General features: G+C 64.6%; 19 protein-coding genes. 15 read left to right on the plus strand and 4 right to left on the minus strand.

Going from position 1 to position 26,080, the window contains the following annotated elements:
* The first annotated feature begins 60 nt into the window (after window positions 1-60).
* Together SKZ59_RS01865 and SKZ59_RS01870 are read left to right on the plus strand one after the other, a co-directional pair.
* Window positions 61-267, plus strand: coding sequence for a hypothetical protein (locus SKZ59_RS01865; protein ID WP_034746421.1), 207 nt, complete (start codon window positions 61-63; stop codon window positions 265-267).
* A 343-nt stretch (window positions 268-610) separates the two neighbouring features.
* Window positions 611-1,561, plus strand: a complete 951-nt coding sequence (locus SKZ59_RS01870) for a GSU2403 family nucleotidyltransferase fold protein (RefSeq protein WP_034746423.1) — start codon at window positions 611-613, stop codon at window positions 1,559-1,561.
* 132 nt (window positions 1,562-1,693) lie between these two features.
* On the opposite strand, the gene SKZ59_RS01875 is transcribed toward SKZ59_RS01870, so the two are convergent.
* The gene (locus tag SKZ59_RS01875) at window positions 1,694-3,082 is read right to left on the minus strand and encodes a YfcC family protein (protein ID WP_034746426.1); all 1,389 of its coding nucleotides are present in this window, start codon (window positions 3,080-3,082) and stop codon (window positions 1,694-1,696) included.
* Window positions 3,083-3,091: 9 nt separating this feature from the next.
* Window positions 3,092-4,228, minus strand: a complete 1,137-nt coding sequence (locus SKZ59_RS01880) for a M14 family metallopeptidase (RefSeq protein WP_319990661.1) — start codon at window positions 4,226-4,228, stop codon at window positions 3,092-3,094.
* Window positions 4,229-4,466: 238 nt separating this feature from the next.
* Here SKZ59_RS01880 and SKZ59_RS01885 point away from each other — a divergent pair, with 238 nt between their 5' ends.
* From SKZ59_RS01885 to SKZ59_RS01895, 3 genes are all read left to right on the plus strand, one after another.
* Window positions 4,467-5,429: a MurR/RpiR family transcriptional regulator gene (locus tag SKZ59_RS01885; protein ID WP_319990662.1), complete on the plus strand. Its 963-nt coding sequence runs from the start codon at window positions 4,467-4,469 to the stop codon at window positions 5,427-5,429.
* A 33-nt stretch (window positions 5,430-5,462) separates the two neighbouring features.
* The gene (locus SKZ59_RS01890; RefSeq protein WP_319990663.1) at window positions 5,463-8,252 is read left to right on the plus strand and encodes a TonB-dependent receptor; all 2,790 of its coding nucleotides are present in this window, start codon (window positions 5,463-5,465) and stop codon (window positions 8,250-8,252) included.
* Between the two features lie 149 nt (window positions 8,253-8,401).
* On the plus strand, window positions 8,402-9,655 hold the full coding sequence (locus SKZ59_RS01895; RefSeq protein WP_070301465.1) for a cyanophycinase: 1,254 nt from the start codon (window positions 8,402-8,404) through the stop codon (window positions 9,653-9,655).
* An 8-nt stretch (window positions 9,656-9,663) separates the two neighbouring features.
* Here the strand turns inward: SKZ59_RS01895 and SKZ59_RS01900 are convergent, their stop codons facing one another.
* Together SKZ59_RS01900 and SKZ59_RS01905 are read right to left on the minus strand one after the other, a co-directional pair.
* Window positions 9,664-10,860, minus strand: coding sequence for a DUF418 domain-containing protein (locus SKZ59_RS01900; protein ID WP_319990664.1), 1,197 nt, complete (start codon window positions 10,858-10,860; stop codon window positions 9,664-9,666).
* A gap of 8 nt (window positions 10,861-10,868) precedes the next feature.
* Window positions 10,869-11,471, minus strand: coding sequence for a TetR/AcrR family transcriptional regulator (locus tag SKZ59_RS01905; protein WP_319990665.1), 603 nt, complete (start codon window positions 11,469-11,471; stop codon window positions 10,869-10,871).
* Window positions 11,472-11,666: 195 nt separating this feature from the next.
* On the opposite strand from SKZ59_RS01905, the gene SKZ59_RS01910 reads away from it, so the two are divergent.
* The 10 genes from SKZ59_RS01910 to SKZ59_RS01955 all read left to right on the plus strand — a co-directional run bounded on the left by SKZ59_RS01910 (window position 11,667) and on the right by SKZ59_RS01955 (window position 25,879).
* Entirely contained in the window at window positions 11,667-13,109 is a 1,443-nt protein-coding gene (locus SKZ59_RS01910; RefSeq protein WP_319990666.1) for an IgA Peptidase M64, read from the plus strand.
* Between the two features lie 427 nt (window positions 13,110-13,536).
* Window positions 13,537-13,722, plus strand: coding sequence for a hypothetical protein (locus SKZ59_RS01915; protein ID WP_139248410.1), 186 nt, complete (start codon window positions 13,537-13,539; stop codon window positions 13,720-13,722).
* Window positions 13,719-14,504: an enoyl-ACP reductase FabI gene (fabI, locus tag SKZ59_RS01920; protein ID WP_072455012.1), complete on the plus strand. Its 786-nt coding sequence runs from the start codon at window positions 13,719-13,721 to the stop codon at window positions 14,502-14,504. Before SKZ59_RS01915 ends, fabI begins: the two co-directional genes overlap by 4 nt.
* A gap of 10 nt (window positions 14,505-14,514) precedes the next feature.
* A complete protein-coding gene (locus SKZ59_RS01925; RefSeq protein ID WP_319991083.1) occupies window positions 14,515-15,963 on the plus strand; it encodes an efflux transporter outer membrane subunit in 1,449 nt (482 codons plus the stop codon).
* 18 nt (window positions 15,964-15,981) lie between these two features.
* Window positions 15,982-17,055: an HlyD family secretion protein gene (locus SKZ59_RS01930; protein WP_070301159.1), complete on the plus strand. Its 1,074-nt coding sequence runs from the start codon at window positions 15,982-15,984 to the stop codon at window positions 17,053-17,055.
* Between the two features lie 2 nt (window positions 17,056-17,057).
* Window positions 17,058-19,802 (plus strand): ribosome-associated ATPase/putative transporter RbbA, encoded by a 2,745-nt coding sequence (gene rbbA / locus SKZ59_RS01935; RefSeq protein ID WP_319990667.1) that lies wholly within the window; start codon window positions 17,058-17,060, stop codon window positions 19,800-19,802.
* Between the two features lies 1 nt (window position 19,803).
* On the plus strand, window positions 19,804-20,928 hold the full coding sequence (locus tag SKZ59_RS01940; RefSeq protein WP_070301161.1) for an ABC transporter permease: 1,125 nt from the start codon (window positions 19,804-19,806) through the stop codon (window positions 20,926-20,928).
* Between the two features lie 47 nt (window positions 20,929-20,975).
* On the plus strand, window positions 20,976-23,240 hold the full coding sequence (locus SKZ59_RS01945; RefSeq protein ID WP_319990668.1) for a DUF3141 domain-containing protein: 2,265 nt from the start codon (window positions 20,976-20,978) through the stop codon (window positions 23,238-23,240).
* A gap of 9 nt (window positions 23,241-23,249) precedes the next feature.
* Window positions 23,250-24,665 carry a bifunctional enoyl-CoA hydratase/phosphate acetyltransferase gene (locus SKZ59_RS01950; RefSeq protein ID WP_319990669.1) on the plus strand — a complete coding sequence of 472 codons (1,416 nt, stop codon included), beginning with the start codon at window positions 23,250-23,252 and terminating at the stop codon, window positions 24,663-24,665.
* Window positions 24,662-25,879 carry an acetate/propionate family kinase gene (locus SKZ59_RS01955; RefSeq protein WP_319990670.1) on the plus strand — a complete coding sequence of 406 codons (1,218 nt, stop codon included), beginning with the start codon at window positions 24,662-24,664 and terminating at the stop codon, window positions 25,877-25,879. Before SKZ59_RS01950 ends, SKZ59_RS01955 begins: the two co-directional genes overlap by 4 nt.
* Window positions 25,880-26,080 lie beyond the last annotated feature (201 nt).

Here is a 26,080-nt window from a genome sequence, read left to right on the forward strand (position 1 = left end):
GGGGATCGGCCTACAGTTCAATCATCGCAGCACACAACCAGCCACTCAAAGGACACCATCATGAACATCGCTAAAAACATGGAAGCCATCTTCGTTGCCATCATCGCCGTCGCCGCTGCCACGAGCCTGGCCACCGCCGCCGTGCCGAAGTTCCGCGCCGCGCCAGCCGCTTCCGCCGCCCTTGTCGCCAGCGCCGATCAAGCCACCATGCACACCGTGTACGTCAGCGCCAAGCGTTTGAACGCGGAAGAAAAAGCCGCCCTGTAAGCGCGGCCATGCATTGTCTGCAGTATCAGTAAGCCATACCAGTAGCACCATCAGCTTCAGCAATACAGCATCATCGGCAGTCACCCCGCTTCTTGCCTGCCCACGTGACAGCAACGTCAATACAGCGAACATTGTCCCCTAGTACCATCAGCGCGGCTCGGTGGCATGGGCATCCCGTTGGCATCCGTGCAGCGTGCGATCAACCATCGCTTGTGTTCTGGTGCTAGTGTCCTTTCAGGTTCTATAAAATATCAACACCCGCGTATTGCTTTGTAAGTAATTGATTATTATATTTTTTCGGCATAAAATCAAAAAATAGATAAATGTACCGAGGAGCCTAGTCATGCGAGAACGGCCTGCCGACGCCACGCGACAATATATTGATGCGGTCGCCACTTTTGAGGCCTATGAAGATGCTCTTGCCGAGGCCGCCAAAGTGCGAGGGGGTATGTATTGGCATAAGGGGCCTGCCTCAGCGCCTGACGATGCCTATCTGGTACGTACCAGCGCCTCCGGCAGTGAGAAGAGTCTGGGGCGGCGCTCGCCGGAAACGGAAGCAATGTACGCCAGTTTCCGTCAGAGAAAGGAAATGGCTGCCGAGCGGCGAGATGGTCTGAAGGCTTCATTGCTCAAGCATAAACGCATGAACCGTGCACTTCGCGTTGGACGCGTCGCGCCGATTATTGTGGATATTTTGAACCGCCTGGCGGCTACCAGGCTCGGTGAGCACTTTCGCGTGGTTGGTACGCACGCGCTGTATGCCTATGAATCGGCTGCCGGCATGACCTTTGAAGACGATGCGGTAGCAACACGCGATATTGATCTGCTGTGGGATGTACGAAAACGCGTCGCATTCGCTACCGCCTTGAGCAAAGTTGACGTTTCCATGTTGGGCGTGCTTCAGAAAGTGGACCCGACGTTCCGGATCCGGGACGCGCAGAAATATACCGCCGTCAATAAAGATGGATTCGAAGTGGATATTATCCGCCGCGTGCAGGTCGGTGATGATCCGCATCCCATTCGCTTAAGCGATGAGGACGACGATTTCTGGGTGGCGCAAGCACCGCGTGCCCAGGAGTTGCTCGATTCAGCGCAATTCTCTGCGGTCATCGTCGCCACCAACGGTGCTATGGCCAGGATGAATACGCTCGAGCCGATGGCCTTTGTCCGTTTCAAACAATGGATGAGTGCATTGCCCGAGCGCGATCCGCTCAAGCGTCGTCGCGATGCACTGCAGGCGAGTTCAGTCGAGGATGTTGTGCAAGAGTACCTACCGCAGTGGAGCCAGAACTGAGTTGGCAGTGTATGCGCGCAGTAGGGCAGGGCGTCTGGCATCGACGCTGATCATCGCAATCCGGTGGAGACGGTGGGCCATTCACAGCATTTTTCAACTCGCCATCGGCATTGGCCAATGGCGTGTTCCGTTTTACTGCCAGTGCATCAGGCAGGGCGGAATCAATAGCAGCAGCGCCAGCACCAGGTAGATCAGCTGCAGCGGGATCATCCACTTGGCCCACGTGATCCACGGCACGCGCGCCAGCGCCAGCACGCCGACGGTGATGCCGGAGGTGGGGATCATCGGCGTGGTGAATTCGCCGAACTGGAAGGCCAGAATGGCCGTCTGGCGCGTCACGCCCACCAGATCGGCCAGCGGCGCCATGATGGGCATGGTCAGCGCCGCCTGGCCGCTGCCGGAATGGATGAAGAAGTTGATCACCGACTGCATGAAGAACATCTTTTGCGCGGCGAAGACGGGGCTCGACGAGGCCACCAGCGGCGTCAATGCATGCAGCATGGTGTCGATAATCTGCGCATCGCGCGCCAGGATCATGGTGCCGCGCGCCAGCGCGATGACCAGCGCCACGCTGACCATGTCGCGCGCACCCTGCACGAACGACGCCACCAGGCTATCCATGTCGAGCCGGCCAACCAGGCCGACGACGATGGCCATCACCAGGAACAGGGCGGCGATTTCATCGATGAACCAGTCGTACTTGACGACGCCGACGACCATCGTCAGCAAGGTCGCCATGAAGATCCACAGCACGGCGCGGTGCGTGCGCGTCATGCCGGCAAAGCTGTCCAGGTCCATCGAGTGCTCGCTGCGCTTCTCGATATCGAGCAGGTAGGTCGGGCTTTTCTCCGGATGGCGCTTGATGCGCGCCGCGTACCACATCAAGAACACGATGCTGACCGCTGTGGCGATGGCCCACACTATCAGGCGATAGCCGATGCCGGAAAAGATCGGCACGCCCGCGATACCTTGCGCGATGCCGACGTTGAACGGGTTCAAAAAGGCGGCGGAAAAGCCCACCTGCGAGCCGATGAAGGGAATCGACACGCCCGTGATGGTGTCATAGCCCAGGGCCAGGGCCAGCGGCACGAAGATCAGGATGAAGGGGATCGCTTCCTCGTTCATGCCGAAGGTGGCGCCTCCCAGCGAGAACATGGTGAAAAAGACGGGGATGATGGCGGCGCGCACGAAGCGCGAACTGGTGTGCGCCTTGGCGATGGCCTTGATCAGCGAATCGAAGGCTTCCGTTTTTTGCAGCACGGCGAAGGCGCCGCCGACGATCAGCACGAAGCCGATGATCAGGCTGGCGTCGACGAAGCCCTTGATGGGCGCCATCATCAGCGCGGCCAGGCCTTGCGGCTTGTTGTCGACATAGTGAAACGTGCCGGGGATGATCAACTGCTTGCCGTTCACCAGCTGGGTGTCGAATTTCCCGCCCGGCACCAGCCACGTGGCCACAGCGATCATGGCCAGGATGCCGCACAGCAGGACGAAGGTATTGGGGAGCTTGAATTTTCTCATGGGTGTCACTTATTGGCTCAGCAGGCTGCCGCCGCGGTAGGCGACGGCTCCGGCGACCTTGCCGACGTTCATGCCGCGCAGGACGTGGCGGTGGGCGCTGCGCGCAAAAAAGACACCGGCGACCGTGCAGCGCAAGGTCGTCGTCTCGCCGCTGACGGGGTCGATCAGGTCGGCCACCGCATCGCCGGCGGCCAGCACCTCGCCCATTTCGCGCAGGTAGACCAGCACACCGTGATGCGGCGCGAGGATCGGCTCCACGCCGGCCAGCGGCGTCGGCTCGCATTGCGGCGCGGGCAGGTTGTCGCCGGCGCCGTCGATCTCCAGCACGCCCTCGATGGCGAGAAAACGCAGCAGGGCGGCGGCGTCGCGTTCGGCCAGGACGTAGCTCACTTCCACTTCGCCGCGCAGTTCGACGGTGGTCGACAGGCAGGCGGCGGGAATCGGATAGCGGCCGCCGAAGTGCGCGTCGAGATCCCACCACAAGCGGCTGCAGGCTTCGTCGAACGGCTCTTCGCCGGCCGCCAGTTCCAGCAGCACGGCGCGCGCGCCCAGGAGCGCGGACAGGGGCGCGATCTGCGCCGCCAGCGGCGTGCCCGTATAGATGTGCAGTGCGGCCTCGTTATCGCAGTGCAGGTCGAGCACAATGTCGGCGTCGATGGCCATGCCCAGCAGGGTTTTCTTCAAGGTTTCCGCATCCGTGCCCGGCCGCCAGGCGGCGATGGCGGCGCGCGCATGCTCGCGTATCAGCGCCACGTTGGCTTGCGCATCCTGTCCCAGCTGACCAGCCAGCGTGATTTTCAGTTCATCGGCCACGTGGCGGTAGGCGCGGTTGAAATTGATGCCGGTGGTCAGGTCGAAGCGGCCGAACGGTGCGCCATGGATGGCTTGCGCCAGGCCGATCGGGTTGGCAGCCGGCACCAGGATGATTTCGCCGTGGACCTTGCCCGCCGCTTCCAGCGCCAGCAGTTCGCGGCGCAAAAACTGCGACACCAGCATGCCCGGCACCTCGTCCGCGTGCAGGGCCGCCTGGATATACACCTTCTTGCCGCTGCGGCTGGTGGCGGCCGCGGCGCCGAAGTGGAAGCTGCTCAATTGGCAGGACATGCTGGCGTGCGCGGTGGAGATGGGATGCTGTTGTACTTGCATGGTGGGCGCCCCGGAAAGGTGCATGGTTGATGGATTCCGGTCGATTATGTAGCAATATTTTCACGAAGTAAATCAATGAAAATCCTTTTACAAATATTTGTTGAGTTTTCTTTTTGATATGAGTACAGTAAGTTCCAGCGACCCGATTTCGCCTTCCGCCAGTGATCCGCAGTGCCCAAGAATACAGGCCGCCAGTGATATGAGAGCATCCGCTAGTCCTGCCAGAAGCAACGCCCCCATGCCATTTGCTACCACGCTGGCGTCGCCCGACGCCGCGTTCGCGCAATCGCCGCTGGGGCAGGCGCTGCTGCACGTGCTGGCTGGCGGCTCGGCTTCGCAGCGGCAGATCGCCGATTACCTGCTGCGCAACCAGATGCGCGTGACGGCGCTGGGCATCGAGGAACTGGCCGACAGCTGCCAGGTGTCGACGGCCACCATCAGCCGCTTCGCGCGCGATATCGGCCAGAAGAATTATTCTGCCATGCGCGGCGCCATGGCAGAAACCCTGCAATCGCTGTTGCAGCCGGTCGACAAACTGCGCCGCACGATAGAACGGCGCGCGCGCGCCACCTCGCCCATCACGCAAAGCCTCGAATATGCGGCCGCGAATATCGCCGCCACGTCTGATGCCCTGTCGCCGCCCGCCATGCAGGCCGTGGTGCGCCGACTGACGCGCGCCAGGGTGGTGTATGTGATGGGTTTTGGCCTGTCGGCCAACCTGGCGGGCATGCTGGTGCAGCACCTGCAGCCGTTTTGCCCGCATGTGGTGGAAGTGGTGGGCATCGGCGGCTCGGAAGTAGCGGCCGGCCACCTGGTCAACCTGACGGCGCACGACGTGCTGGTGGTGATCGCGTTTCCCCGCTATACGCTCGACTGCATCGGCCTGGCCAGCTTCGCGCGCGACCGCGGCGCCTGCATCGTGGCGCTCACCGACTCGCCCGCCTCGCCGCTGGCCGAACTGGCCGACCACGCGCTGTACGCGCAAAGCACGCATCCTGTCCTGCCCAGCAGCGCCAGCACGGCGCTGGCCATGATCGAGGCGCTGGCCGTGGCGCTGATGGTATCGAACAAAAAGAACGTAGAAAAAGCGGCCCGCTTGAGCGACGTCATCGCCGCCTATCTGTATGGCGGCGAACATGGCGTGCAGGGCCCACGAAAAACAGCGGCGAAGCAGCGCAAGGCAGTCGCAAAATCATTATAAAAATCAGACATCAACATCAGGGGGAGAGTGACAATGCAGATGAAAAGACAGGACGGCGCCTTGCCACGCGAGTCGGTGCTGGCGCAAGGCGTGCGCGTGGCGCTGGGCGCCCTGAGCGTGACGGCGGCGCTGGGCATGCTGGGCAATGGTGCGCAGGCGCAGGAGCAGGAGCAGGAGACAGAACCTGCGCCGAAAAAAATGCAGCGCGTGGAGATCACGGGGTCGGCCATCAAGCGGCTGGAATCGGAAACGGCGCTGCCCGTGCAGATCATCACGCGCGCCGCAATCGAAAAGGCAGGCGTGACGACGGCGGCCGAGCTGATGGCGCGCGTGTCGGCCAACGTGGGCGGCTTGACGGACGGCGCCAGCATCAACGTGGGCGGCGACCAGCGCGGCTTCAACAGCGCCAACCTGCGCGGCGTGGGCACTTCGTCGACCCTGGTGCTGCTCAATGGCCGGCGCATGGCCAACTTTGCCTCGCCCGGCGACGATGCGGGCGTGGACCTGAACAACATCCCGGCCGCCGCCCTGCAGCGCGTGGAAGTGCTGCTCGATGGCGCATCGGCCCTGTACGGCACGGACGCCATCGGCGGCGTCATCAATTTCATTACGCGCAAGGATTACCAGGGCGTGGAGCTGAACGTCTACGGCAGCCGCACCGATGAAGGGGGCGCGGGCAAGCGCACGGCCAGCATCACGGCCGGCACGGGCGACCTGGCTGCGGATGGCTACAATATCTTCGCCGTGGTCGACCTGCAAAAAACGGACGGCCTGCGCTCCTCGCAGCGCAAGTTCATCCCGAACCTGCAGATTCCGCAGCGCCTCGGGCATTTGCTGTCGAACTTTACCAGCCCGGCGAATATCCGCCTGTCCAGCGCCCAGCGCGAGCACCTGCAGGACAACGGCTTCCTGCTCAATGGCCAGCCGATCACCAACCGCCAGATCAATTTTGGCATTCCGAACTGCGCGCCGCCGGCCAATCTGTACCTGCCGGCGGGCACGGGTGGCGTCGATGCCTGTACCTATAACTATATGGGCGACACGGAGCTGTATCCGAAGACGGACAAGCAGAACCTGCTCACGCGCGGCGTGCTGAAATTGAATAGCGATCACCAGCTGTATGCGGAAGTGGCGCTGAGTCGCTCGCGCAGCCATTACGTGGGGTCGTCGGCGCGCGTGATCGGCTACCTCGATTACAGCAAGGTGCCGCAGCTGGCCAATGCGGGTTTCGACACGCTGCTCGATGACGATGGCAAGCAGGTGGAGCGCGAACTGGAACTGCGCATGCGGCTGAACGAGGCGGGCATGCGCACCAGCCAGCTGACCAGCGAGAGCCAGCGCTACGTGGTGGGCGCCACCGGCACGCTCGCCGGCTGGGATTACGACGTGGGCTTCAATCACAGCGTCAATGTGGTGAAAGACCGCGATACCCACGGCTACGTCTTGTACGACAAGCTGCAGGCAGGGATCGCGGCCGGCGACATCAATCCCTTCGGGCCCTCCAGCGCGAAAGGCCGGGCGCTGCTCGACAGCATCCAGGTCGACGACGAGGTGCGCCATGCGCGCGGCGTCATGGACTCGCTCGATTTCAAGGTGTCGCGCGCCTTGATGCCCATGGGCGGCGGCGACATGGCGCTGGCCGTGGGCGGCGAAGTGCGGCGCGAACGCACCGAGTTTCGCCCATCGGCGCTGCTCATGAGCGACAACATCAGCAACGATGCGGCGCCGGAAGGCGGCAGGGGCACCAGCGACAGCCGCAATGTACAAGCCGTCTATGGCGAATTGCTGCTGCCGTTGACCAGGCAATGGCAGGCGCAGTTGTCAGGCCGCTACGACCATTACGAGCAGGTGGGCGGCGCCCTCAGTCCCAAGGTCGGCCTGACCTACATGCCCAGCAAGCAGGTGCTGCTGCGCGCTTCGGCCGGCAAGGGTTTCCGCGCGCCGTCGATGTCGGACTTGCACCGTCCCACCGTCTACAGCAGTACGGCGACCCTACCCGATCCCGTGCTGTGCGCCACCGTCGACAACAATTATGCCGATTGTGCGCAAGACTGGGATACGCGCCGCTACAGCAACGACAAGCTGAAACCGGAACGCAGCCGCCAGTTCTCGGTGGGCCTGGTGCTCGAAACGAGCCAGCACTGGACCTTCAGTGCCGATTACTGGAACATCAGGCGCACGAACCTGATCAGCGAAATCGGCGACGACATCATCCTCGGGAACCTGGCCAAGTACGGCGACCTCGTGCACCGCAACGAGGACAATGAAATCGACTATATCGAGCTGCGCAAGGAAAACCGCGGCGCGCAAAAAGCTGCTGGCATCGATATCACGGCCGACCTGCATGGCGTGCAAACGGCGTGGGGACGCTTTGGCGGCCACCTGAGCGGCACGTATGTGCTGGGCTCAAAAATCCAGACCAGTCCTGGCGACGATTTCATCAGCAATCTCAATCGCTTCGTCACGGACGGCGTGGTGCAGCGCTGGCGCCACACGATCACACTCGATTGGGATAGCGGCCCGTATTCGGCCAGCCTGTCGAACACGTATTCGAGCGGCTACCGGGATCAGAACTCGGCCATCAACATCGATGACGGCAGCGTGGTCAAGCCGAACCGGGTGAAGGCGTACACCTTGTGGGACATGTCGGCGGCCTATGCGGTGAGCCAGCAGTTCAAGCTGCGCGCGGGCATACAGAATCTGTTCAATACCAGTCCGCCATACTCGAACCAGGCCTATTTTTTCCTGTCCGGCTATGATCCCAGCTACACGGACCCGCGCGGCCGGCGCTTCTATGCGAGCGCCAATTACAGCTTCAAGTAAAAAAAGTCGGGGATGCCGCAACAACGCTGTCATATGCGGCAGGTAGTATCGTCGTTCGCTGGAGTCGGGTTGCAAGCAGCAGTTTGGCAGCAAGGGCGCGCGCCGGTATCGACAAGTGCGCGCCACTTTTCTTGTATTCGAAAGGCACCATGAAATCATCTTCAAGCCTGTACCACACCTTCCGCGCCGCGCTGCTGTTCGTGCTGGCATTGTGCAGCGTCCATGCCGTGGCGGCGCCGGCCGGCAGTGCCATCGGCAGCGCGCCGCAGGGCACTCTCGTCATCATCGGCGGCGGCCTGCGCGCCGACAATGCCGAAGTCTGGCAACGTATCGTCAAGCTGTCGGGCGGGCCGGGCGCGCGCATCGCCGTGCTGGCGTCGGCCGCGATGAACCCGGAAAAATCCGGTGAAAACATCATCAAGAAACTCAATCAATATGGCGCCGAGGCCTTTTTCGTGCCGCTGGCCGTCAAGCTGGCCAATCGCGATTACCGCAAGGCGGCCGAAGACCCTGCCATCGTCACGCAGATCAAGTCGGCCACCGGCATCTATTTTGCCGGCGGCGATCAGGGACGCATCACGCAAGCCCTGCTGCGCCCGGACGGCAGCCGCACGGCCGCGCTGGAAGCCATCTGGTCGGTCTATCGCAACGGCGGCGTGATCGCCGGTTCCAGCGCCGGCGCGGCCATCATGAGCACGACCATGTTCTACGACGCCAAACCCGTGCTCGACATGCTCAAGATGGGCGTGACGGATGGCCGCGAGATCGCGCCGGGCCTGGGCTTCATCGGCAGCGACGTTTTTGTGGACCAGCATCTGCTGGTGCGTGGGCGTTTTGCCCGCATGATTCCCGTGATGCTGAAAAAAGGCTATCACCTGGGACTGGGCATCGATGAAAACAGCGCCATGGTGGTCGACGCCATGCGCGACGTGGAAGTCATCGGCTACAGCGGCGCCCTGCTGATCGACCTGTCGGGCGCCATCAGCGACCGTGGCGTAAAAAATTTCAATATCAGCAACGCGGCCATCAGCTATCTGGACCGTGGCGACAAATTCAATCTTGTCACGCGCGTGTTTACGCCGTCGCCGGACAAGGCCGACAACAAGCTCGATCCGAACCAGCCCGACATGCGCGAACCTGTGTTTACCAACGATATCCTCGGCAACAACGCCGTACTCGACCTGATGGGCAATTTGATCGACAACGCCCAGCAGGAAGCCATCGGCATCGCCTTCGGCAATCCGCGCGACCCGTACCCGGACCTGGGCTTCGAGTTCCGCTTCAGTAAAACCGTCAACAGCGTCGGCTACAGCTCGACCGAGGCGGAAGCGTACTCGGTGCTGAAGCTGCGCCTCGATATCCGCCCGATCCAGCTGCGCCAGCCCCTGTACCGCTACAAGTAAGTGGCGCGCTAGCGCCGCCAGCGCGGCCACGCGGCGACCGTCAGGGCCCGCAGCAGCCACTCGACAGGGCCATAAGCGTGGCCGCGCAGCCACCAGCGGCTCAATGGCAGCTGCGCGCCAAAGATGATGGCGGCCAGCGCCAGGGCGCCCAGCGGCGAGACGCTGCCCATCAGCCGCGCGCCATACGCGAGGAACAGCACGGCGCAGATGGCCGACTGCAGCAGGTAGTTCGACAGGGCCATGCGGCCTGTATCGGCCAGCAGCGCAAACAGCGTGCCGTCGCGCAGACGCTCGAACAGAGATAGGGCCAATGCCAGGTAGGCGCCCGCCAGCAGCGGAGCGGTGGCCAGTCCCACGGCCAGTCCCGCCACCTGCCATGCCTGGCTGTCGCCATACACGGAGGTCCACGCATAGAAGGCGGCGCCGGGCAATCCCGCCAGCGTGCCGGCCCGCAGCAGGCGGCGGCGCAGCGGCAGATAGTCGCTCGCATGCAGCAGCATCTCGCGCTTGCCGGCGGCCAGGCCGCACAGGAACATGGCCAGCGCGCACGGGGCCTGCACCAGCAGCAGGACGAGCCAGATGTCACTGAGTTCGCGCAGGTGCTGATGGATGACGGCGGCTGGCGTGGCGCGGTAGGCGGCCAGCGCGCTTGCCGCCTTTTGCGCCATGTCCACGGCCAGCTGCGCGTCGTTGCCCGCCGGCTGCAGGCTTTGCAGCCAGGCCATGCCTGCCCAGAACGCCACGCAGACGGCGACGAGCGTCAACGCCAGGGACAAAGCCTGGCGTTCGCCGCAGCGGTGCAGCGCCAGCAGCACGATGCCCAGCACGGCGTAGGTGGTCAGTATGTCGCCATGAAACAGGAACACGGCGTGCAGAGCGCCGATTAGCCACAGGCCCGCTTGCCGGCGCAGCATGCGCGGCACGAACGGTGCGCCAGCGCGCGCGGCCGCCTGCAACTGCAGGGTGAAGCTGTAGCCGAACAAAAAGGAAAACAGCAGGTAGAACTTGGTTTCGAACAGCAGGGCGATGAGAAAATGCGTGGCGCGGTCCACGCCGCCGTGAAAGGCGGGATCGGTCAGGCCCAGGCCGAACCAGGGCGTGGCGAAGGCGCCGATATTGACGACCAAAATGCCGAACAGGGCGCAGCCGCGCAGGGCGTCGACGTCGGCGATGCGTGTGGGCGGCGTACTCGGTGAGCGGCTCATGGCGGCGCTCATGCCAGGGCAGGGCGCAGGAAGCGCGCCAATAACAGGTGCAGGCTTGCCCGCTGCGCCAGCGGCGCGTAATCGGGATCGACGGCGACGCGGTTGAAGATGCCATCGATCAGTGCGGCGATCCAGCCGGCCGTTTGCGCGGGGTCCAGCGCGGCGTCGACCTGGCCCTGCGCGGCCGCCTCTTCGAGCAAGGTTTGCACGCCGCCGCGCAGGCCGGCGTCGTTGCGCGCCACCCTGGCTGCGATGTCCGTATCGCGCATCGCCTCGGCGGCGATGTCCAGCGCCAGTCCCGCAAAGTCCGCGTCGGCCGCCAGCGCCAGCACCACGTCCATGAAGTCGAGCAGGGCGCCGTAGGCATCGGCACTGCCTTGCACGCCCGCGAAATAGGCGGCCGTCTCACTGCCTTCCTGGTCGACGATGGCGGCGATGATCGCTTGCTTGGTGGGGAAGTAATGAAACAGGTTGCCGGGGCTCATGCCCGCCTGCGCACAGATGGCGGCGGTGCTGGTCTGGTGAAAGCCCTTGTGCGCGAAGCAGTGGCGCGCGGCGGCGAGAATGGCGTCGCGGCGTGCCGCGTGTTTATCGGGATCGATGGTGCGCATGGACTTACCTTTAATTAATCGACTGGTCAGTCTAATATAAACCGATTGCCTTGCCGGGTCAAGCTGGCCGCTTTGCACGTCCGCTTCCTGTCGCTACAATGTGCCGCAGCGGTTTTCCCCGCGCCTGCCGGCAGGCCCGCCGATTGTTTGGAAAACCGATCCCTTCACCTGTTTTTCTACCGTTTTAGGAATGACATGCAGCAGACCCCGATTCGATCCTTCCTCTGCGCGCTGGCGCTGGCCGCCGGCATCGCCCCTGCCGCGCAAGCGGCCAGTGCCGCCCAGCCGGCCACCATGCGCCTCGATTACCAGCACAGCGGCAATGCGCTGGGCGAGCATTATGCGGTCGAGCGCGTGCTGGTCGAGCCCCTGCCATGGGCGGGCAACCTGGCGCGCCCCATCGATGACAGCAACCGCGGCAACAATATGCTGGAAGTGGTCGACATCAAGTCGGGAAAGGTGCTGTATTCGCGCGGTTTTTCCACCATCTTCGGCGAATGGGCCAGCACGGATGAAGCGAAAACCACCACGCGCGCGTTCCAGGAATCCGTGCGCTTCCCGCAGCCCGAGCAGCCCGTGCGCGTGCGCATCCTCAAGCGCGACGAGCGCGGCCTGTTTTCCGTTGCGTGGAGCACGGATGTCGATCCTGCCGCGCAGGACGTGATCCGCAAGCAGCCGCCGGCGCCCGCCAAGCCGATCCCGATCCGCATCAGCGGTCCATCGTCCGGCAAGGTCGACCTCTTGATCATGGGCGATGGCTATACGGCGGCCGAAATGGGCAAGTTTGAAGCGACGGCACGCAAGCTGGCCGAGCATCTTTTCACGGTGTCGCCGTTCCGCGAGCGGGCCAATGACTTCAATGTGTGGGCCATGGCCGCGCCGACGCAGGAGTCGGGCGTGTCGCGTCCCTCGACGGGCGTGCATCACGCCTCGCCCTTGGGCACGCGCTACGACATCTTCGGCAGCGAGCGCTATGTGCTGACGGCGGACAACCGCGCGCTGCGCGACCTGGCGCAGTACGCGCCATATGAATTCATCGAAATCCTCGTCAATAACGATACCTACGGCGGTGGCGGCATCTTCGGCCAGTTCAGCACGGCGGCGGCCAACAGCGACTGGGCCAACTACCTGTTTGTGCACGAATTCGGCCACCATTTCGCCGGCCTGGCCGACGAGTACTACACTTCGCCCGTGGCCTACCAGTCGAATGGCGAGCGGCAGGAACCGTGGGAACCGAACGCCACGGCGCTGCGCGATCCGGCCAAGCTGAAATGGAAAAACCATGTGAAGGCGGGCACGCCGCTACCCACGCCATGGCCGAAGGAGGCGTACGACAGCCATGCGCGCGAATACCAGAAGCAGCGCGCTGCCCTGCGCGCGGCCAACCGCCCGGAAAGTGAAATGAGCACCTTGTTCAAGGCCGACCTGGCGTACACGCAGCAGCTGTTCTCGAAAGCGCCGCAGCGCCATGCGGTGGGCGCCTTCGAAGGCGCGCACTACGAGTCGTCCGGCTACTACCGGCCCGAGATGCAGTGCATCATGTTCGACCGCAGCGAGACGTTCTGCTCCGTATGCCAGGATGGCATCAGCACCATCATCGACCTGTATTCGCGTCCGGCATCGGCGCCGGGCAAATAACCGCTCCTGTCATTCCAGTAGTGCATGGGGGCCATGTTGCATCGCAATAGCATGGCCCCGATTTTTCCCATTCCCCGCCTGGCGCCGCGCGCCAAGTCGCCCCACCGCTTGTTTTCCAGGCAATCTCCCTTTCTTTTTGCACGGCTGCTTTTCTGTGCGCCAGCCCCACGGAGTTATCAAAAAGGCACCGCGATTCGCTTGCTTGTCAATTAGTTCATTTAAATAATATTGATGTAGAATTTGATGTATATCAATGTTGCATTGCCGCAATCGCACTTATAGTTGACCTAGCTCAAAACGATAAGCATGCGGACCGGACTCATCGCGAATCACGTATCTAAATGCTGTAGAGTAATTTTCGCCCTGTACCAGTTCCCCGAGAATGCACTGGTGCCGGCCTCGAATTTCAGTGACGGAAGCCAGATTCATGAAGATGCAGCCCCCCGCGCCTGACGCGTGCAGTACCCTCCATCCCCACACTCCGATTGCCTTGCCGTATGCGCGTGCTGGCGGCGTTACCCTGGCCATGTGCGCCGCCGCCATGCATGCGGGCGCCGTGCGCTGCGTGCATGCGGCTACGCCGTGGCCCGCCCTGCGTCCAGTCCCGGCATGACGGCCGGCTTGCGCCCATCCTTGCCTTTGCAGGGCAAGCGGGGGCTGGTGGTGGGCATCGCCAACGCGCAAAGCATCGCCTGGGGCTGCGCCAGCGCCCTGCGCGCGGCCGGCGCCGAACTGGCCGTGACCTGGCTCAATGACAAGGCGAGAACGCACGTGGAACCGCTGGCGCAGCAAGTGCAGGCGTCGATCATGGCGCCGCTCGACGTGGCCGTGCCGGGGCAATTGGAGGCGCTGTTCGCGCAGATCGAACGGCAGTGGGGGCGGCTCGATTTCCTTGTTCATTCCATCGCCTATGCGCCGAAACACGATTTGCATGGCCGCGTGACGGACAGTTCCGCCGACGGCTTTGCGCAGGCGATGGATGTCTCCTGCCACTCCTTCATGCGTATGGCGAAACTGGCCGAACCGTTGATGCCGGATGGCGGCAGCTTGATGACCATGAGTTACCTGGGCGCCGAGGAAGTCATCGCCGATTATGGCCTGATGGGGCCCGTGAAGGCGGCGCTGGAAGCGTCCGTGCGTTACCTGGCCGCCGAACTGGGGCCGCAAGGCATCCGCGTGAACGCCATTTCGCCGGGGCCACTGGAAACGCGGGCCGCTTCCGGCATCGCCCATTTCGACCGCCTGATGGCCGACGCCATCGAACGTTCGCCCATGCGCCGCCTGGCCACCATCGAGGACGTGGGCGCGCTGTGCGCCTTCCTCGCCGGCGACGGCGCGCGCGCCATCACGGGCGGCACCCTGTACGTCGATGGCGGCTACAACATTCTGAATTGACTGGAAGATGATGACCATGGCTGTTTTTACCTTGCCACACCGCGCCATGCTGGCCGCCCTGGCAGCCACGCTGGCCCTGGCCGGCTGCGCCTCGATGGCGCCGCCGTATGCGCCACCGCCGCTGCCCGTGGCGGCGCAGTATCCGGAAACCGATCCGGCCGGCGCGCACGCGCCCGACGTCGCCTGGCAAAGTTATTTTTCCGACCCGCGCCTGCAGGCGCTGATTGCGCAGGCGCTGGCCAGCAACCGCGACATCCGCATCGCCGCGTTGCGCGTGGAAGAGGCGCGCGCCGCGTATGGCATCCAGCGCGCGGAGCAATTTCCCACTATCGCGCTGGGCGCCTCCGGCAGCCGCGCACGCGTGCCAGATGACCTGAGTCCGACGGGCCGCGCCATGACGAGCGCGCAGTACCAGGCGGGCTTGAACGTGAGCGCGTGGGAACTCGATTTCTGGGGCCGGGTACGTAGCCTGAAAGACAGCGCGCTGCAAACCCTGCTGGCCAGCGACGAGGCGCGCCGCGCCGTCGGCGTGGCCCTCGTGGCGCAGGTGGCCAATGGCTACCTGGGCTTGCGTGAACTCGACGAAAGGGTGGAACTGGCGCGCGCCACCGTCGACAGCCGCGCCGAATCGCTGCGCATCTTCACCCGCCGCTTTGAGGTAGGCTCGATTTCCAAGCTGGACCTGACGCAGGTGGAAACCCTGCTCAGCCAGGCCCTCTCGCTGTCGGCCCAGCTGGAACAGGCGCGCGCCGTGCAGGCGCACGCGCTGGCCCAGCTGGTGGGCGGCCCCGTCGATCTGACGCCGGTGGCTGGTGAGGTGCGCCGCTTCGACGACGCCAGCGTGCTGCAGCCGCTGCATGCGGGCCTGTCCTCGGCCTTGCTCACGCAGCGCCCCGACCTGATCGCGGCCGAACACCAGTTGCGCGCCGCGCAAGCCAATATCGGCGCCGCGCGCGCCGCCTTCTTCCCGACGATTTCACTGACGGCCGCCTACGGCACGGCCAGCGCGGAATTGAACGGTTTGTTCGACTCGGGCAGCGGCGCCTGGAATCTCGCGCCGCGCCTGGTGCTGCCGATCTTTGACGCGGGCCGTTTGCGCGCCAATATGGACCTGGCCGAGGTGCGCCGCGACGTGGCCGTGGCCAATTACGAAAAGAGCGTGCAGGGCGCGTTCCGCGAAGTGGCCGACGCGCTGTCGAACCGGCGCTGGCTGGCGCTGCAGGTCGACATCGGCAAGACGACGTTGGCCGCGCAGAGCGAACGGGCACGCCTGGCCAAGCTGCGCTACGACAATGGCGCCGCGCCCTACCTGGAAGTGCTCGACGCGCAGCGCGACCTGCTGACGGTGGAGCAGCAGCTGGTGCAGACGCGCCGCGCTCTGCTCTCGAGCCAGGTCAGCCTGTATGCGGCCCTGGGCGGCGGCGCGCCCGTCGCCTCCGCCGCCGCTTCCACCCACTAATTTGATCGCCCCGATACCATGAATGCTCAACTGAAGAAAAAACTTATCCCCGCGGCACTCGTCGTGGCCGTTCTCGTGCTGGGCTATGTGGCCTGGCAAAAAATGCGTCCTACGGGTCCTGGCGAAGGTTTTGTCAGCGGCAATGGCCGCATCGAAGCGACGGAAATCGACGTCGCCACCAAGCTGGCCGGCAGGGTCAAGGAGATCCTCGTGCGCGAGGGCGACTTCGTCAAGGCGGGCCAGCCGCTGGCCACCATGCAGGTCGATTCGCTGATGGCCCAGCGCGACGAAGCGCGCGCGCGCCAGCAGCAGGCATCCGATGCGGTGGTCGGCGCGCAGGCGCAGGTGGCCGTGCGTGAGAGCGACAAGGCGGCCGCGCTGGCCATGGTGGCGCAGCGCGAAAGCGAACTCGATGCGGCCAAGCGCCGCCTGGCCCGCTCCGAGACCCTGTCGAAAGAAGGCGCGTCCTCGGTGCAGGAACTCGATGACGACCGTGCCCGCGTGCGCAGCGTGGCCGCCGCCCTGAATGCGGCCAGGGCGCAGGTGACGGCGGCGCAGGCGGCTATCGACGCGGCCAAGGCGCAGGTGGTCGGCTCGCGTTCCGCCGTCGTGGCGGCCGAGGCGACGACGGCGCGCATCGATGCCGACCTGGCCGATGGCCAGCTGGCGGCGCCGCGCGACGGCCGCGTGCAATACCTGGTGGCGCAGCAGGGCGAAGTGCTGGCCGGTGGCGGCAAGGTGCTCAACCTGGTCGACCTGTCGGACGTCTACATGACCTTCTTCCTGCCCGAGACGGCGGCCGGCAAGGTGGCGCTGGGCGGTGAAGTGCGCATCATCCTCGACGCGGCGCCCCAGTACGTGATTCCCGCGACGATCTCGTTTGTCGCCGCCAGCGCGCAGTTCACGCCGAAGACCGTGGAAACGGCCAGCGAACGCCAGAAGCTGATGTTCCGCGTGAAAGCGCAGATCAGCCGGGAGCTGCTGCAAAAGCATCTGGCCCTCGTCAAAGTGGGCTTGCCCGGCGTGGCCTGGGTGCGTCTCGATACCAAGCAGGCCTGGCCCGCTGAATTGACGGCGAAGGTTCCGCAGTGACTGTGGCTTCCACTTCCCCTGTCGTCAGCATCCGCGGCGTCAGCCAGCATTACGGCAAGACGGTGGCGCTGGACGGCATCGACCTCGATGTGCCGGCCGGCCGCATGGTGGGCTTGATCGGTCCCGATGGCGTGGGCAAATCGAGCTTGCTGTCGCTGGTGGCGGGCGCGCGCGCCGTGCAGCAGGGCACAGTGATGGCGCTCGGTGGCGACATGCGCGATGCGCGCCACCGCGACGACGTTTGCCCCCGCATCGCCTACATGCCGCAAGGCCTGGGCAAGAATCTGTATCCGACCCTGTCGGTCGAGGAAAACCTGCAGTTTTTCGCGCGCCTGTTCGGCCACGACGCGGCCGAGCGCCGCCGCCGCATCGACCAGCTGACCCGCAGCACGGGCTTGCAACCGTTCCTCGCGCGCCCGGCGGGCAAGCTGTCGGGTGGCATGAAGCAGAAGCTTGGCCTGTGCTGCGCGCTGATCCACGATCCTGACCTGCTGATTCTCGACGAGCCGACCACCGGCGTCGATCCGCTGGCGCGCGCCCAGTTCTGGGACCTGATCGCCGGCATCCGCGTGCAGCGCCCGCAAATGAGCGTGATGGTGGCCACGGCCTACATGGACGAGGCGCAGCGCTTCGATTGGCTGGTGGCCATGGATGACGGCAAGGTGCTCGATACGGGCACGCCGGCCGAACTGCTGGCGCGCACGGACAGCGGCAACCTGGAAGCGGCTTTCATCAAGCTGCTGCCGGAAGCGAAGCGCGCGGGCCACCAGCCCGTCCTCATCACGCCGCTCGATGCCGCCAGCGCGCAGGACGTCGCCATCGAGGCGCAGGACCTGACCATGCGCTTCGGCGATTTTACGGCCGTCGACCACGTGAATTTCCGCATCGGCCGCGGCGAAATCTTCGGCTTCCTGGGCTCGAACGGCTGCGGCAAGTCGACCACCATGAAGATGCTCACGGGCTTGCTGCCGGCGACCGAGGGCAAGGCCTGGCTGTTCGGCAAGCAGGTCGATTCCAGCGACATCGATACGCGCCGCCGGGTCGGCTACATGTCGCAGGCGTTCTCGCTGTACAGCGAACTGACGGTACGCCAGAACCTCGTGCTGCACGCGCGCCTGTTCCACGTGCCAGAGGGCGAGATACCTGCGCGCATCGACGAAATGGCGCAGCGCTTCGACTTGGGTGCGGTGATGGACGACTTGCCCGACAGCCTGCCGCTGGGCATACGCCAGCGGCTGTCCTTGGCCGTGGCCATGGTGCACAAGCCGGAAATGCTGATCCTCGACGAGCCGACGTCCGGCGTCGACCCCATCGCGCGCGACAATTTCTGGCGCCTGATGATCGAGCTGGCGCGGCGCGACCACGTCACCATTTTCATCTCCACCCACTTCATGAACGAGGCCGAGCGCTGCGACCGTATCTCGCTGATGCATGCGGGTAAAGTGCTGGTCAGCGATGCGCCGGCCGAACTGGTGCGCAAGAAGGGCGCGCCCTCGCTGGAAGCGGCTTTCATCGCCTACCTGGAAGAGGCGGGCGGCGGCACGGCGCCGGCGGTGCAGGAAAGCGAGGCGCCCGTGCAGAAGGCGGAAGCGGTCGCACCGCAACAGGAACACCGGCGCAGCCGTTTCAGCCTGGGCCGCATGCTCAGCTACATGTGGCGCGAGACTTTGGAATTGCGCCGCGATCCCGTGCGCCTGACCCTGGCGCTGGGCGGCTCCGTGCTGCTGCTGTTCGTCATCGGCTTCGGCATCAGCCTCGATGTGGAAGACTTGAGTTACGCGGTGCTCGACCACGACCAGACGACGTTGAGCCAGAATTACACGAACAACCTGGCCGGCTCGCGCTATTTTATTGAGCGAGCGCCGCTGCGCGACTATGCCGATATCGACAAGCGCATGCGCAGCGGAGAACTGTCGCTGGCCATCGAGATCCCGCCCGGCTTCGCGCGCGACGTGCAGCGCGGCGCGCCGGCTCAGGTGGGCGCGTGGATCGACGGCGCCATGCCGATGCGCGCGGAAACCGTGCAAGGCTACGTGCAGGGCATGCATCAGCTGTGGCTGGCCGACCAGGCCTTGCACCGCTATGGCATCACGATGAGCAACCCCGTCGCCATCCAGACGCGCTACCGCTACAACCCCGACGTGAAAAGCCTGCCCGCCATGGTGCCGGCCGTGATTCCCTTGCTGCTGCTGATGCTGCCGGCCATGCTGGCGGCGCTGTCCGTCGTGCGCGAAAAGGAACTGGGTTCCATCATCAACCTGTACGTGACGCCCGTCACGCGCCTGGAATTCTTGCTCGGCAAGCAGGTGCCCTACGTCGTGCTGGCCATGTTCAACTTCCTTCTCATGGCGCTGCTGGCGGTGACCGCTTTTGGCGTGCCGGTCAAGGGCAGCCTGGCGACCCTGATCGGCGCCACGTTCATCTTCAATATCTGCGCCACCGGCATCGGCCTGTTCGCCTCGACCTTTACGCGCAGCCAGATCGCGGCGCTGTTCGTGACCATGATCGGCACCATGATCCCGGCCATCCAGTTTTCCGGCCTGCTCAATCCCGTCTCGTCGATGGAAGGCGTGGGCAAGGCCATCGGCCTGATGTACCCGGCCACGCACATGCTCAATATCAGCCGGGGCGTGTTCAACAAGGCGCTGGGACTGGGCGACCTGCACGCCTCGTTCTGGCCATTGATCATCGCCATCCCCGTGATCCTCGGCGTGACCGTGGCGCTGCTGAAGAAGCAGGAGAGCTGATATGCGCCACCTTGAAAACATCTACCGCCTGGGCGTGAAGGAAATCTGGAGCCTGATCCGCGATCCGATGATGCTGATCCTGATCCTCTACACGTTCACTTTGGCGATCTACGTGGCCGCCACGGCCAAGCCGGAAACGCTGCACATGGCGTCGATCGCCATCGTCGACGAGGATGGCTCGCCGCTGTCCGGGCGCATCGCCTCGGCCTTCTTCCCGCCCCAGTTCACGCCGCCGGCCATGATCAACCAGAGCCAGGTCGACGCGGGCCTCGACGCGGGACAGTACACCTTCGTGCTGACGATCCCGCCCAAGCTGCAGGCCGACGTGCTGGGCGGACGCCAGGCGGAACTGCAGCTGAACGTGGACGCCACGCGCATGAGCCAGGCTTTCAGCGGCAGCGGCTACATCCAGCAGATCGCCGCCGGCGAGATATCGGAATTCGCCAAGCGCTACCGGGGCGCAACCGTCTCGCCCGTGGAGCTGGTGATGCGCGCGCGCTTCAACCCGTCGCTGAGCCAGGCCTGGTTTGGCTCGCTGATGGAGCTTATCAACCAGGTGACGATGCTGTCGATCATTTTGACTGGCGCGGCCCTGATACGCGAGCGCGAACACGGCACCATCGAGCATTTGCTGGTGATGCCCGTGACGCCGGCCGAAATCATGCTGGGCAAGGTATGGTCCATGGGCCTCGTGGTGCTGCTGGCCGCTGCCCTGTCGCTGAACCTGGTGGTGCGCGGCATGCTGCACGTGCCGATCGAAGGCTCGATCGCGCTGTTCCTGTGCGGCGCCGCGCTGCACCTGTTCGCCACCACGTCGATGGGTATTTTCCTCGCCACCGTGGCGCGCAGCATGCCGCAGTTCGGCATGCTCTTGATCCTCGTGCTGCTGCCGCTGCAGATGCTTTCGGGCGGCAGCACGCCGCGCGAAAGCATGCCTGAACTGGTGCAGAACATCATGCTGATCGCCCCGACCACGCATTTCGTCGAATTGAGCCAGGCGATCCTGTACCGGGGCGCCGGCATCGACGTGGTGTGGAAACCGTTCCTGGCCCTGCTGGCCATCGGCACGGCCCTGTTCACGTTTGCCCTTGCCCGTTTTCGCAAGACCATCAGCCAGATGGCGTAGCTCCCGCGCCGGAATGGTCCGGCGTTTTTTGCATGAAAAGGATAGCCATGAAAACCGAAGCTGCACCATTTTTCTCCACCGGCGGCTTGCCGTCGCTGGGCGTGCTGGGCGACTATGCGCGCGATTCGTGGCAGCGCATCGTGCTGTACGCGGACGTGATGCGCCGGCGCGGCAACCAGTACCAGGAACACATGGCCGAGGAAGTGCCGAACGTGCTCGACTTCCCCGCCGAACTGGTGATGTCGGGCCTGGAACTGGCGCGTCCCGTCAACTACGGCCTGGCGCGCATCCTGACGCCCGATGCGCCCGAACCTGATCCATCGAAGCGGCCCTTCGTCGTCGTCGATCCGCGCGCCGGCCATGGTCCCGGCATCGGCGGCTTCAAGGCCGAGAGCGAGATCGGCGTGGCCCTGCGCGCAGGCCATCCATGCTACTTCATCGGCTTCCTGCCCGATCCCGTGCCGGGACAGACGGTGGAAGACGTGATGCACGCCGAGGCGGCCTTCCTGGAAAAAGTCATCGCCCTGCATCCGCACAGCGAGGGGAAACCCGTCGTCATCGGCAATTGCCAGGCGGGCTGGCAAATCCTCATGACGGCGGCCATGCGCCCGGAATTGTTCGGTCCCATCATCGTGGCAGGCGCGCCCGTCTCGTACTGGGCCGGCTGGCATGGCCGCAATCCGATGCGCTACGCGGGCGGCCTGATGGGCGGCAGCTGGGCCACGGCGCTGGCGGGCGACCTGGGCAACGGCCGCTTCGACGGCGCCAGCCTGGTGCAAAATTTCGAGAAGCTCAACCCGGCCAACACGCTGTGGAGCAAGCAGTACAACTTGTACGCGAACATTGATACGGAAGCGCCCCGTTACCTGGAATTTGAAAAATACTGGGGCGGCCACGTCTTCCTCAACGACGTCGAGATGCAGTACATCGTCGACAATCTGTTCATCGGCAACCGCCTGGCCACGGCCGAATTGATCACCTCCGACGGCGTGCGCCTGGACTTGCGCAATATCCGTTCGCCCATCGTCGTGTTCTGCTCGAATGGCGACAACATCACGCCGCCGCCGCAGGCGCTGGGCTGGATCACGGACCTGTACCGCGACGACAAGGACGTACTGATGCACGACCAGACCATCGTCTACGCCGTGCATGACAGCATTGGCCACCTGGGCATCTTTGTATCGGCCAAGGTGGGGCACAAGGAACACCAGAAATTCGCCAGTAATATCGACTTGATCAACCTGCTGCCGGCCGGTATCTACGAAGCGCGGATCGTCGACAAGACGCCCGATACGCCGAACGCGGACCTGGCCAGCGGCGACTACGTGCTGCAGGTCGAGCACCGCGGCATCGACGACGTGCGCGCCATCGTGCAGCCGAGCGTGGAAAACGACCGCAAGTTTGCCGCCGCCGCGCGCGTGTCCGAAGTGAACCTGGCCCTGTACCGCACGTTTGCGCAGCCGTGGGTGCGCGCCATGGTCACGCCGCAGACGGCGCGCTTCCTGCAGCTGGCACACCCGCTGCGCGTGTCGTACGAGCGCTGGACCGACCATAATCCTCTGGCCAGGCTGGTGGCCAAGGAGGCGGAAAAAGTGCGCGCCCAACGCCAGCCGGTGGCGCCAGACAACCCGCTGCTGGCCATGCAGGAAGCGATCTCCGGCGCCATCACGGCCGGCTTGAACGGCTGGCGCGACTGGCGCGACACGGTGCAGGAAACCACTTTCGATCTGGTGTACGGCTCGCCGCTGGTGCAGGCGCTGACGGGACAAGCCATCGGCGATACGACGCCGCCGCGCCCCCATCCCGGCATCTCGCCCGAGCATTGCGAATACGTGCGCTGCGAAACGCGCAAGATGGACGAGGACATGCAGCGGGGCGGCCTGGTGGAAGCGGCCGTGCGCGCGCTGTTCTATATTTACCGCTTCCGCATGATCGCCGACGAGCGCAGGGTCAACCTGGCCCTCAAACTGATCAAGCCGCAATACCGGCAGGACGTCGGCATGGAGGAGTTCCGCGGTATCGTGCGCCAGCAGGCACGCCTGATGCTGCATGATTTCGATGCGGCCATCGCCGCCTTGCCGGCCTTGCTGTCGCGCGCCGACCCGGACGACATCGGTGCACTGGCCGGGTGGCTGCAGCAGGTGCTGCAAGTGCCTGAGGCGCCGACGCCGGACGAGGAAGCGAGCCTGCAGCAGATGCTGGACGTCTTCGACCGGGCGGTCAAGGCGCAAACGAAGGCGCTGCCGCCGGACGCGCGCACATCCGCTCCCGGCCCCAAAGCCAAACCGGCCAAACACATTACCCCTGTATAGAAGACCACGATGACTACTTCCCAAGACGATGAGCTGAATATCGTACGCAACCGCACCTTCGACCAGATCGCCATCGGCGACACGGCCAGTATCACGCGCACCCTGAGCATGGACGATATCGCCCTGTTCGCGGTGATGTCGGGCGATGACAACCCGCAGCACCTCGATACGGAATTTGCCGCCGCCACCCGCTACCAGGGCGTGATCGCGCACGGCATGTGGGGCGCGTCCCTCATTTCCGCCGTGCTGGGCACACGCCTGCCCGGCGCCGGCACCGTCTACACGGGCCAGACCCTGCGCTTTTTGCAACCGGTGCGCGTGGGCGATACGCTGGCCATCAGCGTCACCGTCACGGCGCTGGAACCGCGCAGCCGCCACGTGACCCTCGCTTGCCGCTGCGTCAACCAGCATGGCGCCGTGGTGCTAGAAGGCGAGGCGCAGGTGATCGCGCCCGCCGAGCAGATCGAGCGGGCGCGCGCCACCTTGCCCGAAGTACGCCTGCATAACGGCGACGGTACGCGGCGCCTGCTCGAGCACGCGCGCACTCTGGGACCGATCAGGGTGGCCGTGATCCATCCTTGCGATGAACTGAGCCTGTCCGGCGCGCTCGACGCGCATGCGGCCGGCCTGATCACCCCCGTGCTGGTGGCGCCGCGCGCGCGCCTGGAAGCGGTGGCGGCCGAAGCGGGCCTGAGCCTGGACGGCATCGCCATCGAGGACGTCGAGCATAGCCATGCGGCCGCCGCGCGCGGCGCCGAACTGGCGGGCAAGGGCGAAGTGGAAGCCTTGATGAAGGGCAGCCTGCACACGGATGAACTGATGTCGGCCGTGCTGTCGGCCAGCGCCGGGCTGCGCACCAAGCGCCGCATCAGCCACTGCTTCCTGATGCAGACGCCCGCGTATCCGCGTCCCTTCATCATCACGGATGCGGCCATCAATATCGCGCCCAACCTGGCCATGAAGGCCGACATCGTGCGCAACGCCATTGACCTGGCCCACGTGATCGGCGTGGCCTGTCCGCGCGTGGCCATCCTGGCTGCCGTGGAAACGGTGAATGCGGACATGCCCGCCACCCTGGACGCGGCCGCCCTGTGCAAGATGGCCGACCGTGGCCAGATCACGGGCGCCATCCTCGATGGCCCGCTGGCTTTTGACAATGCCGTGTCGATCGCCGCCGCCACCGTCAAGGGCATCGTCTCGGAAGTGGCGGGCCGCGCCGATATCCTGCTGGTGCCCGACCTGGAAAGCGGCAACATGCTGGCCAAGCAGCTCGAATACATGGGCGACGCGGACAGCGCCGGCATCGTGCTGGGCGCGAAAATTCCCGTCATCCTCACCAGCCGCGCCGACTCGCGCGCCAGCCGCATCGCCTCGTGCGCCATCGCCGTGATGCTGGCCAACCATTACCGGAGCACGCCGCCATGAACGCACCAATCACACATGCCGATGGCGCCCTGATCCTCGTGCTCAATTGCGGTTCGTCGAGCATCAAGTTCGCCCTGTTTGAGCAGGCGGGCGGCGTGCTGCCGCAGCAGGCGCAATGGAGCGGCAAGGTCGAAGGCATCGGCCGCGAAAACGCCACCTACCGCGCCGGCGGCCTGCCTGCCGTCGCCCTGCAGCTCGATCCGCAGCAGCCGCATCATGCGGCGCTCGAATACATCCGCGCACAAGTGGTGGCGCAGCTGGACGGGCGCCCCTTGCGCGCCGTGGCGCACCGCGTGGTGCATGGCGGCAGCAAGTATTTCGCCCCCGTGCGCATCGATTTTGCCGTGCTGGCCGACCTGAAAAGTTATGTGCCGCTCGCGCCCCTGCACCAGCCGTTCGCGCTGGAAGCCATCGAAGTGCTGCTCGAATCGCGGCCCGACATCGCCCAGGTGGCGTGCTTCGACACGGCCTTCCACCACACGGTGCCGCAGGTCGAGCAGATGCTGGCCCTGCCTTACGATGCGTGGGAGCGGGGCTTGCGCCGCTACGGTTTCCACGGCCTGTCGTACGAATACCAGTCGCTGGTGCTGGAGCAGCGTTTTGGCGCTGCCGCGCGCGGCAAGGTCATCGTGGCCCACCTGGGCAGCGGCGCCAGCCTGTGCGCGATGGAGAATTTGCACAGCGTGGCCACCACCATGGGCTTTTCGGCGCTCGATGGCCTGATGATGGGCACGCGCTGCGGTTCGCTCGATCCGGGCGCCGTGATCTACCTGATGGAAATCGAAAAGCTGTCGCTGGAAAAAGTGGCGCACGTGCTGTACCACGAGTCGGGCTTGCTGGGCGTGTCGGGCGTGTCGGCCGACCCGCCGGTCTTGCTGGCGCAGCAGGACCGGCAGGATGCCACGGGCGAGCGCATCCGCGCCGCGCTGGCTTTATATATCCGCCGCATCGTGCGCGAGATCGGCGCCCTGACGGCCGTGCTCGGTGGGTTGGACATTCTGGTGTTTACGGCCGGTATCGGCGAACACAGCGCTGAGCTGCGCCAGCGCATCTGCGACGAGCTGGGGTTTATCGGCCCCGTGCTCGACGGGGAGGCCAATGCGCGCAATGCCAGCCGTATCTCCACCGATGCCAGCCGCATTGTCGTGGGCGTGGAGCCGGCCAACGAGGAATGGGTGGCTGCCCGCCACGCGGCGCTGGCCGTGGGCGCATGAGGCTATGAGACCTGCATCGCACCCAATGGAAAATTTGCTGATTTGCACATATTTTCCGTTGAGTGCGCTAACGCACTGTGTGGTTTGCCAGATATCTTTACTATGAAGTCATGCCATTGCGCTACATCAAGAAACAGCGCGATGCCTGGCAAATTTTGAGCATTTTGCCCGCCTTTAGTAAGAATAAAATTAAACCATATT

Source organism: Janthinobacterium sp. GMG2 (assembly GCF_033949445.1).
GTDB classification, from domain to species: domain Bacteria; phylum Pseudomonadota; class Gammaproteobacteria; order Burkholderiales; family Burkholderiaceae_D; genus Janthinobacterium; species Janthinobacterium aestuarii.

What these genes read in the sequence shown, in the direction of transcription:
- SKZ59_RS01865 (WP_034746421.1), top strand. Translation starts at nt 61, where the DNA reads ATGAACATCGCTAAAAACATGGAAGCCATCTTCGTTGCCATCATCGCC.
- SKZ59_RS01870 (WP_034746423.1), top strand. Translation starts at nt 611, where the DNA reads ATGCGAGAACGGCCTGCCGACGCCACGCGACAATATATTGATGCGGTC.
- SKZ59_RS01875 (WP_034746426.1), bottom strand. Translation starts at nt 3,082, where the DNA reads ATGAGAAAATTCAAGCTCCCCAATACCTTCGTCCTGCTGTGCGGCATC.
- SKZ59_RS01880 (WP_319990661.1), bottom strand. Translation starts at nt 4,228, where the DNA reads ATGCAAGTACAACAGCATCCCATCTCCACCGCGCACGCCAGCATGTCC.
- SKZ59_RS01885 (WP_319990662.1), top strand. Translation starts at nt 4,467, where the DNA reads ATGCCATTTGCTACCACGCTGGCGTCGCCCGACGCCGCGTTCGCGCAA.
- SKZ59_RS01890 (WP_319990663.1), top strand. Translation starts at nt 5,463, where the DNA reads ATGCAGATGAAAAGACAGGACGGCGCCTTGCCACGCGAGTCGGTGCTG.
- SKZ59_RS01895 (WP_070301465.1), top strand. Translation starts at nt 8,402, where the DNA reads ATGAAATCATCTTCAAGCCTGTACCACACCTTCCGCGCCGCGCTGCTG.
- SKZ59_RS01900 (WP_319990664.1), bottom strand. Translation starts at nt 10,860, where the DNA reads ATGAGCCGCTCACCGAGTACGCCGCCCACACGCATCGCCGACGTCGAC.
- SKZ59_RS01905 (WP_319990665.1), bottom strand. Translation starts at nt 11,471, where the DNA reads ATGCGCACCATCGATCCCGATAAACACGCGGCACGCCGCGACGCCATT.
- SKZ59_RS01910 (WP_319990666.1), top strand. Translation starts at nt 11,667, where the DNA reads ATGCAGCAGACCCCGATTCGATCCTTCCTCTGCGCGCTGGCGCTGGCC.
- SKZ59_RS01915 (WP_139248410.1), top strand. Translation starts at nt 13,537, where the DNA reads ATGAAGATGCAGCCCCCCGCGCCTGACGCGTGCAGTACCCTCCATCCC.
- fabI (WP_072455012.1), top strand. Translation starts at nt 13,719, where the DNA reads ATGACGGCCGGCTTGCGCCCATCCTTGCCTTTGCAGGGCAAGCGGGGG.
- SKZ59_RS01925 (WP_319991083.1), top strand. Translation starts at nt 14,515, where the DNA reads ATGACCATGGCTGTTTTTACCTTGCCACACCGCGCCATGCTGGCCGCC.
- SKZ59_RS01930 (WP_070301159.1), top strand. Translation starts at nt 15,982, where the DNA reads ATGAATGCTCAACTGAAGAAAAAACTTATCCCCGCGGCACTCGTCGTG.
- SKZ59_RS01940 (WP_070301161.1), top strand. Translation starts at nt 19,804, where the DNA reads ATGCGCCACCTTGAAAACATCTACCGCCTGGGCGTGAAGGAAATCTGG.
- SKZ59_RS01945 (WP_319990668.1), top strand. Translation starts at nt 20,976, where the DNA reads ATGAAAACCGAAGCTGCACCATTTTTCTCCACCGGCGGCTTGCCGTCG.
- SKZ59_RS01950 (WP_319990669.1), top strand. Translation starts at nt 23,250, where the DNA reads ATGACTACTTCCCAAGACGATGAGCTGAATATCGTACGCAACCGCACC.
- SKZ59_RS01955 (WP_319990670.1), top strand. Translation starts at nt 24,662, where the DNA reads ATGAACGCACCAATCACACATGCCGATGGCGCCCTGATCCTCGTGCTC.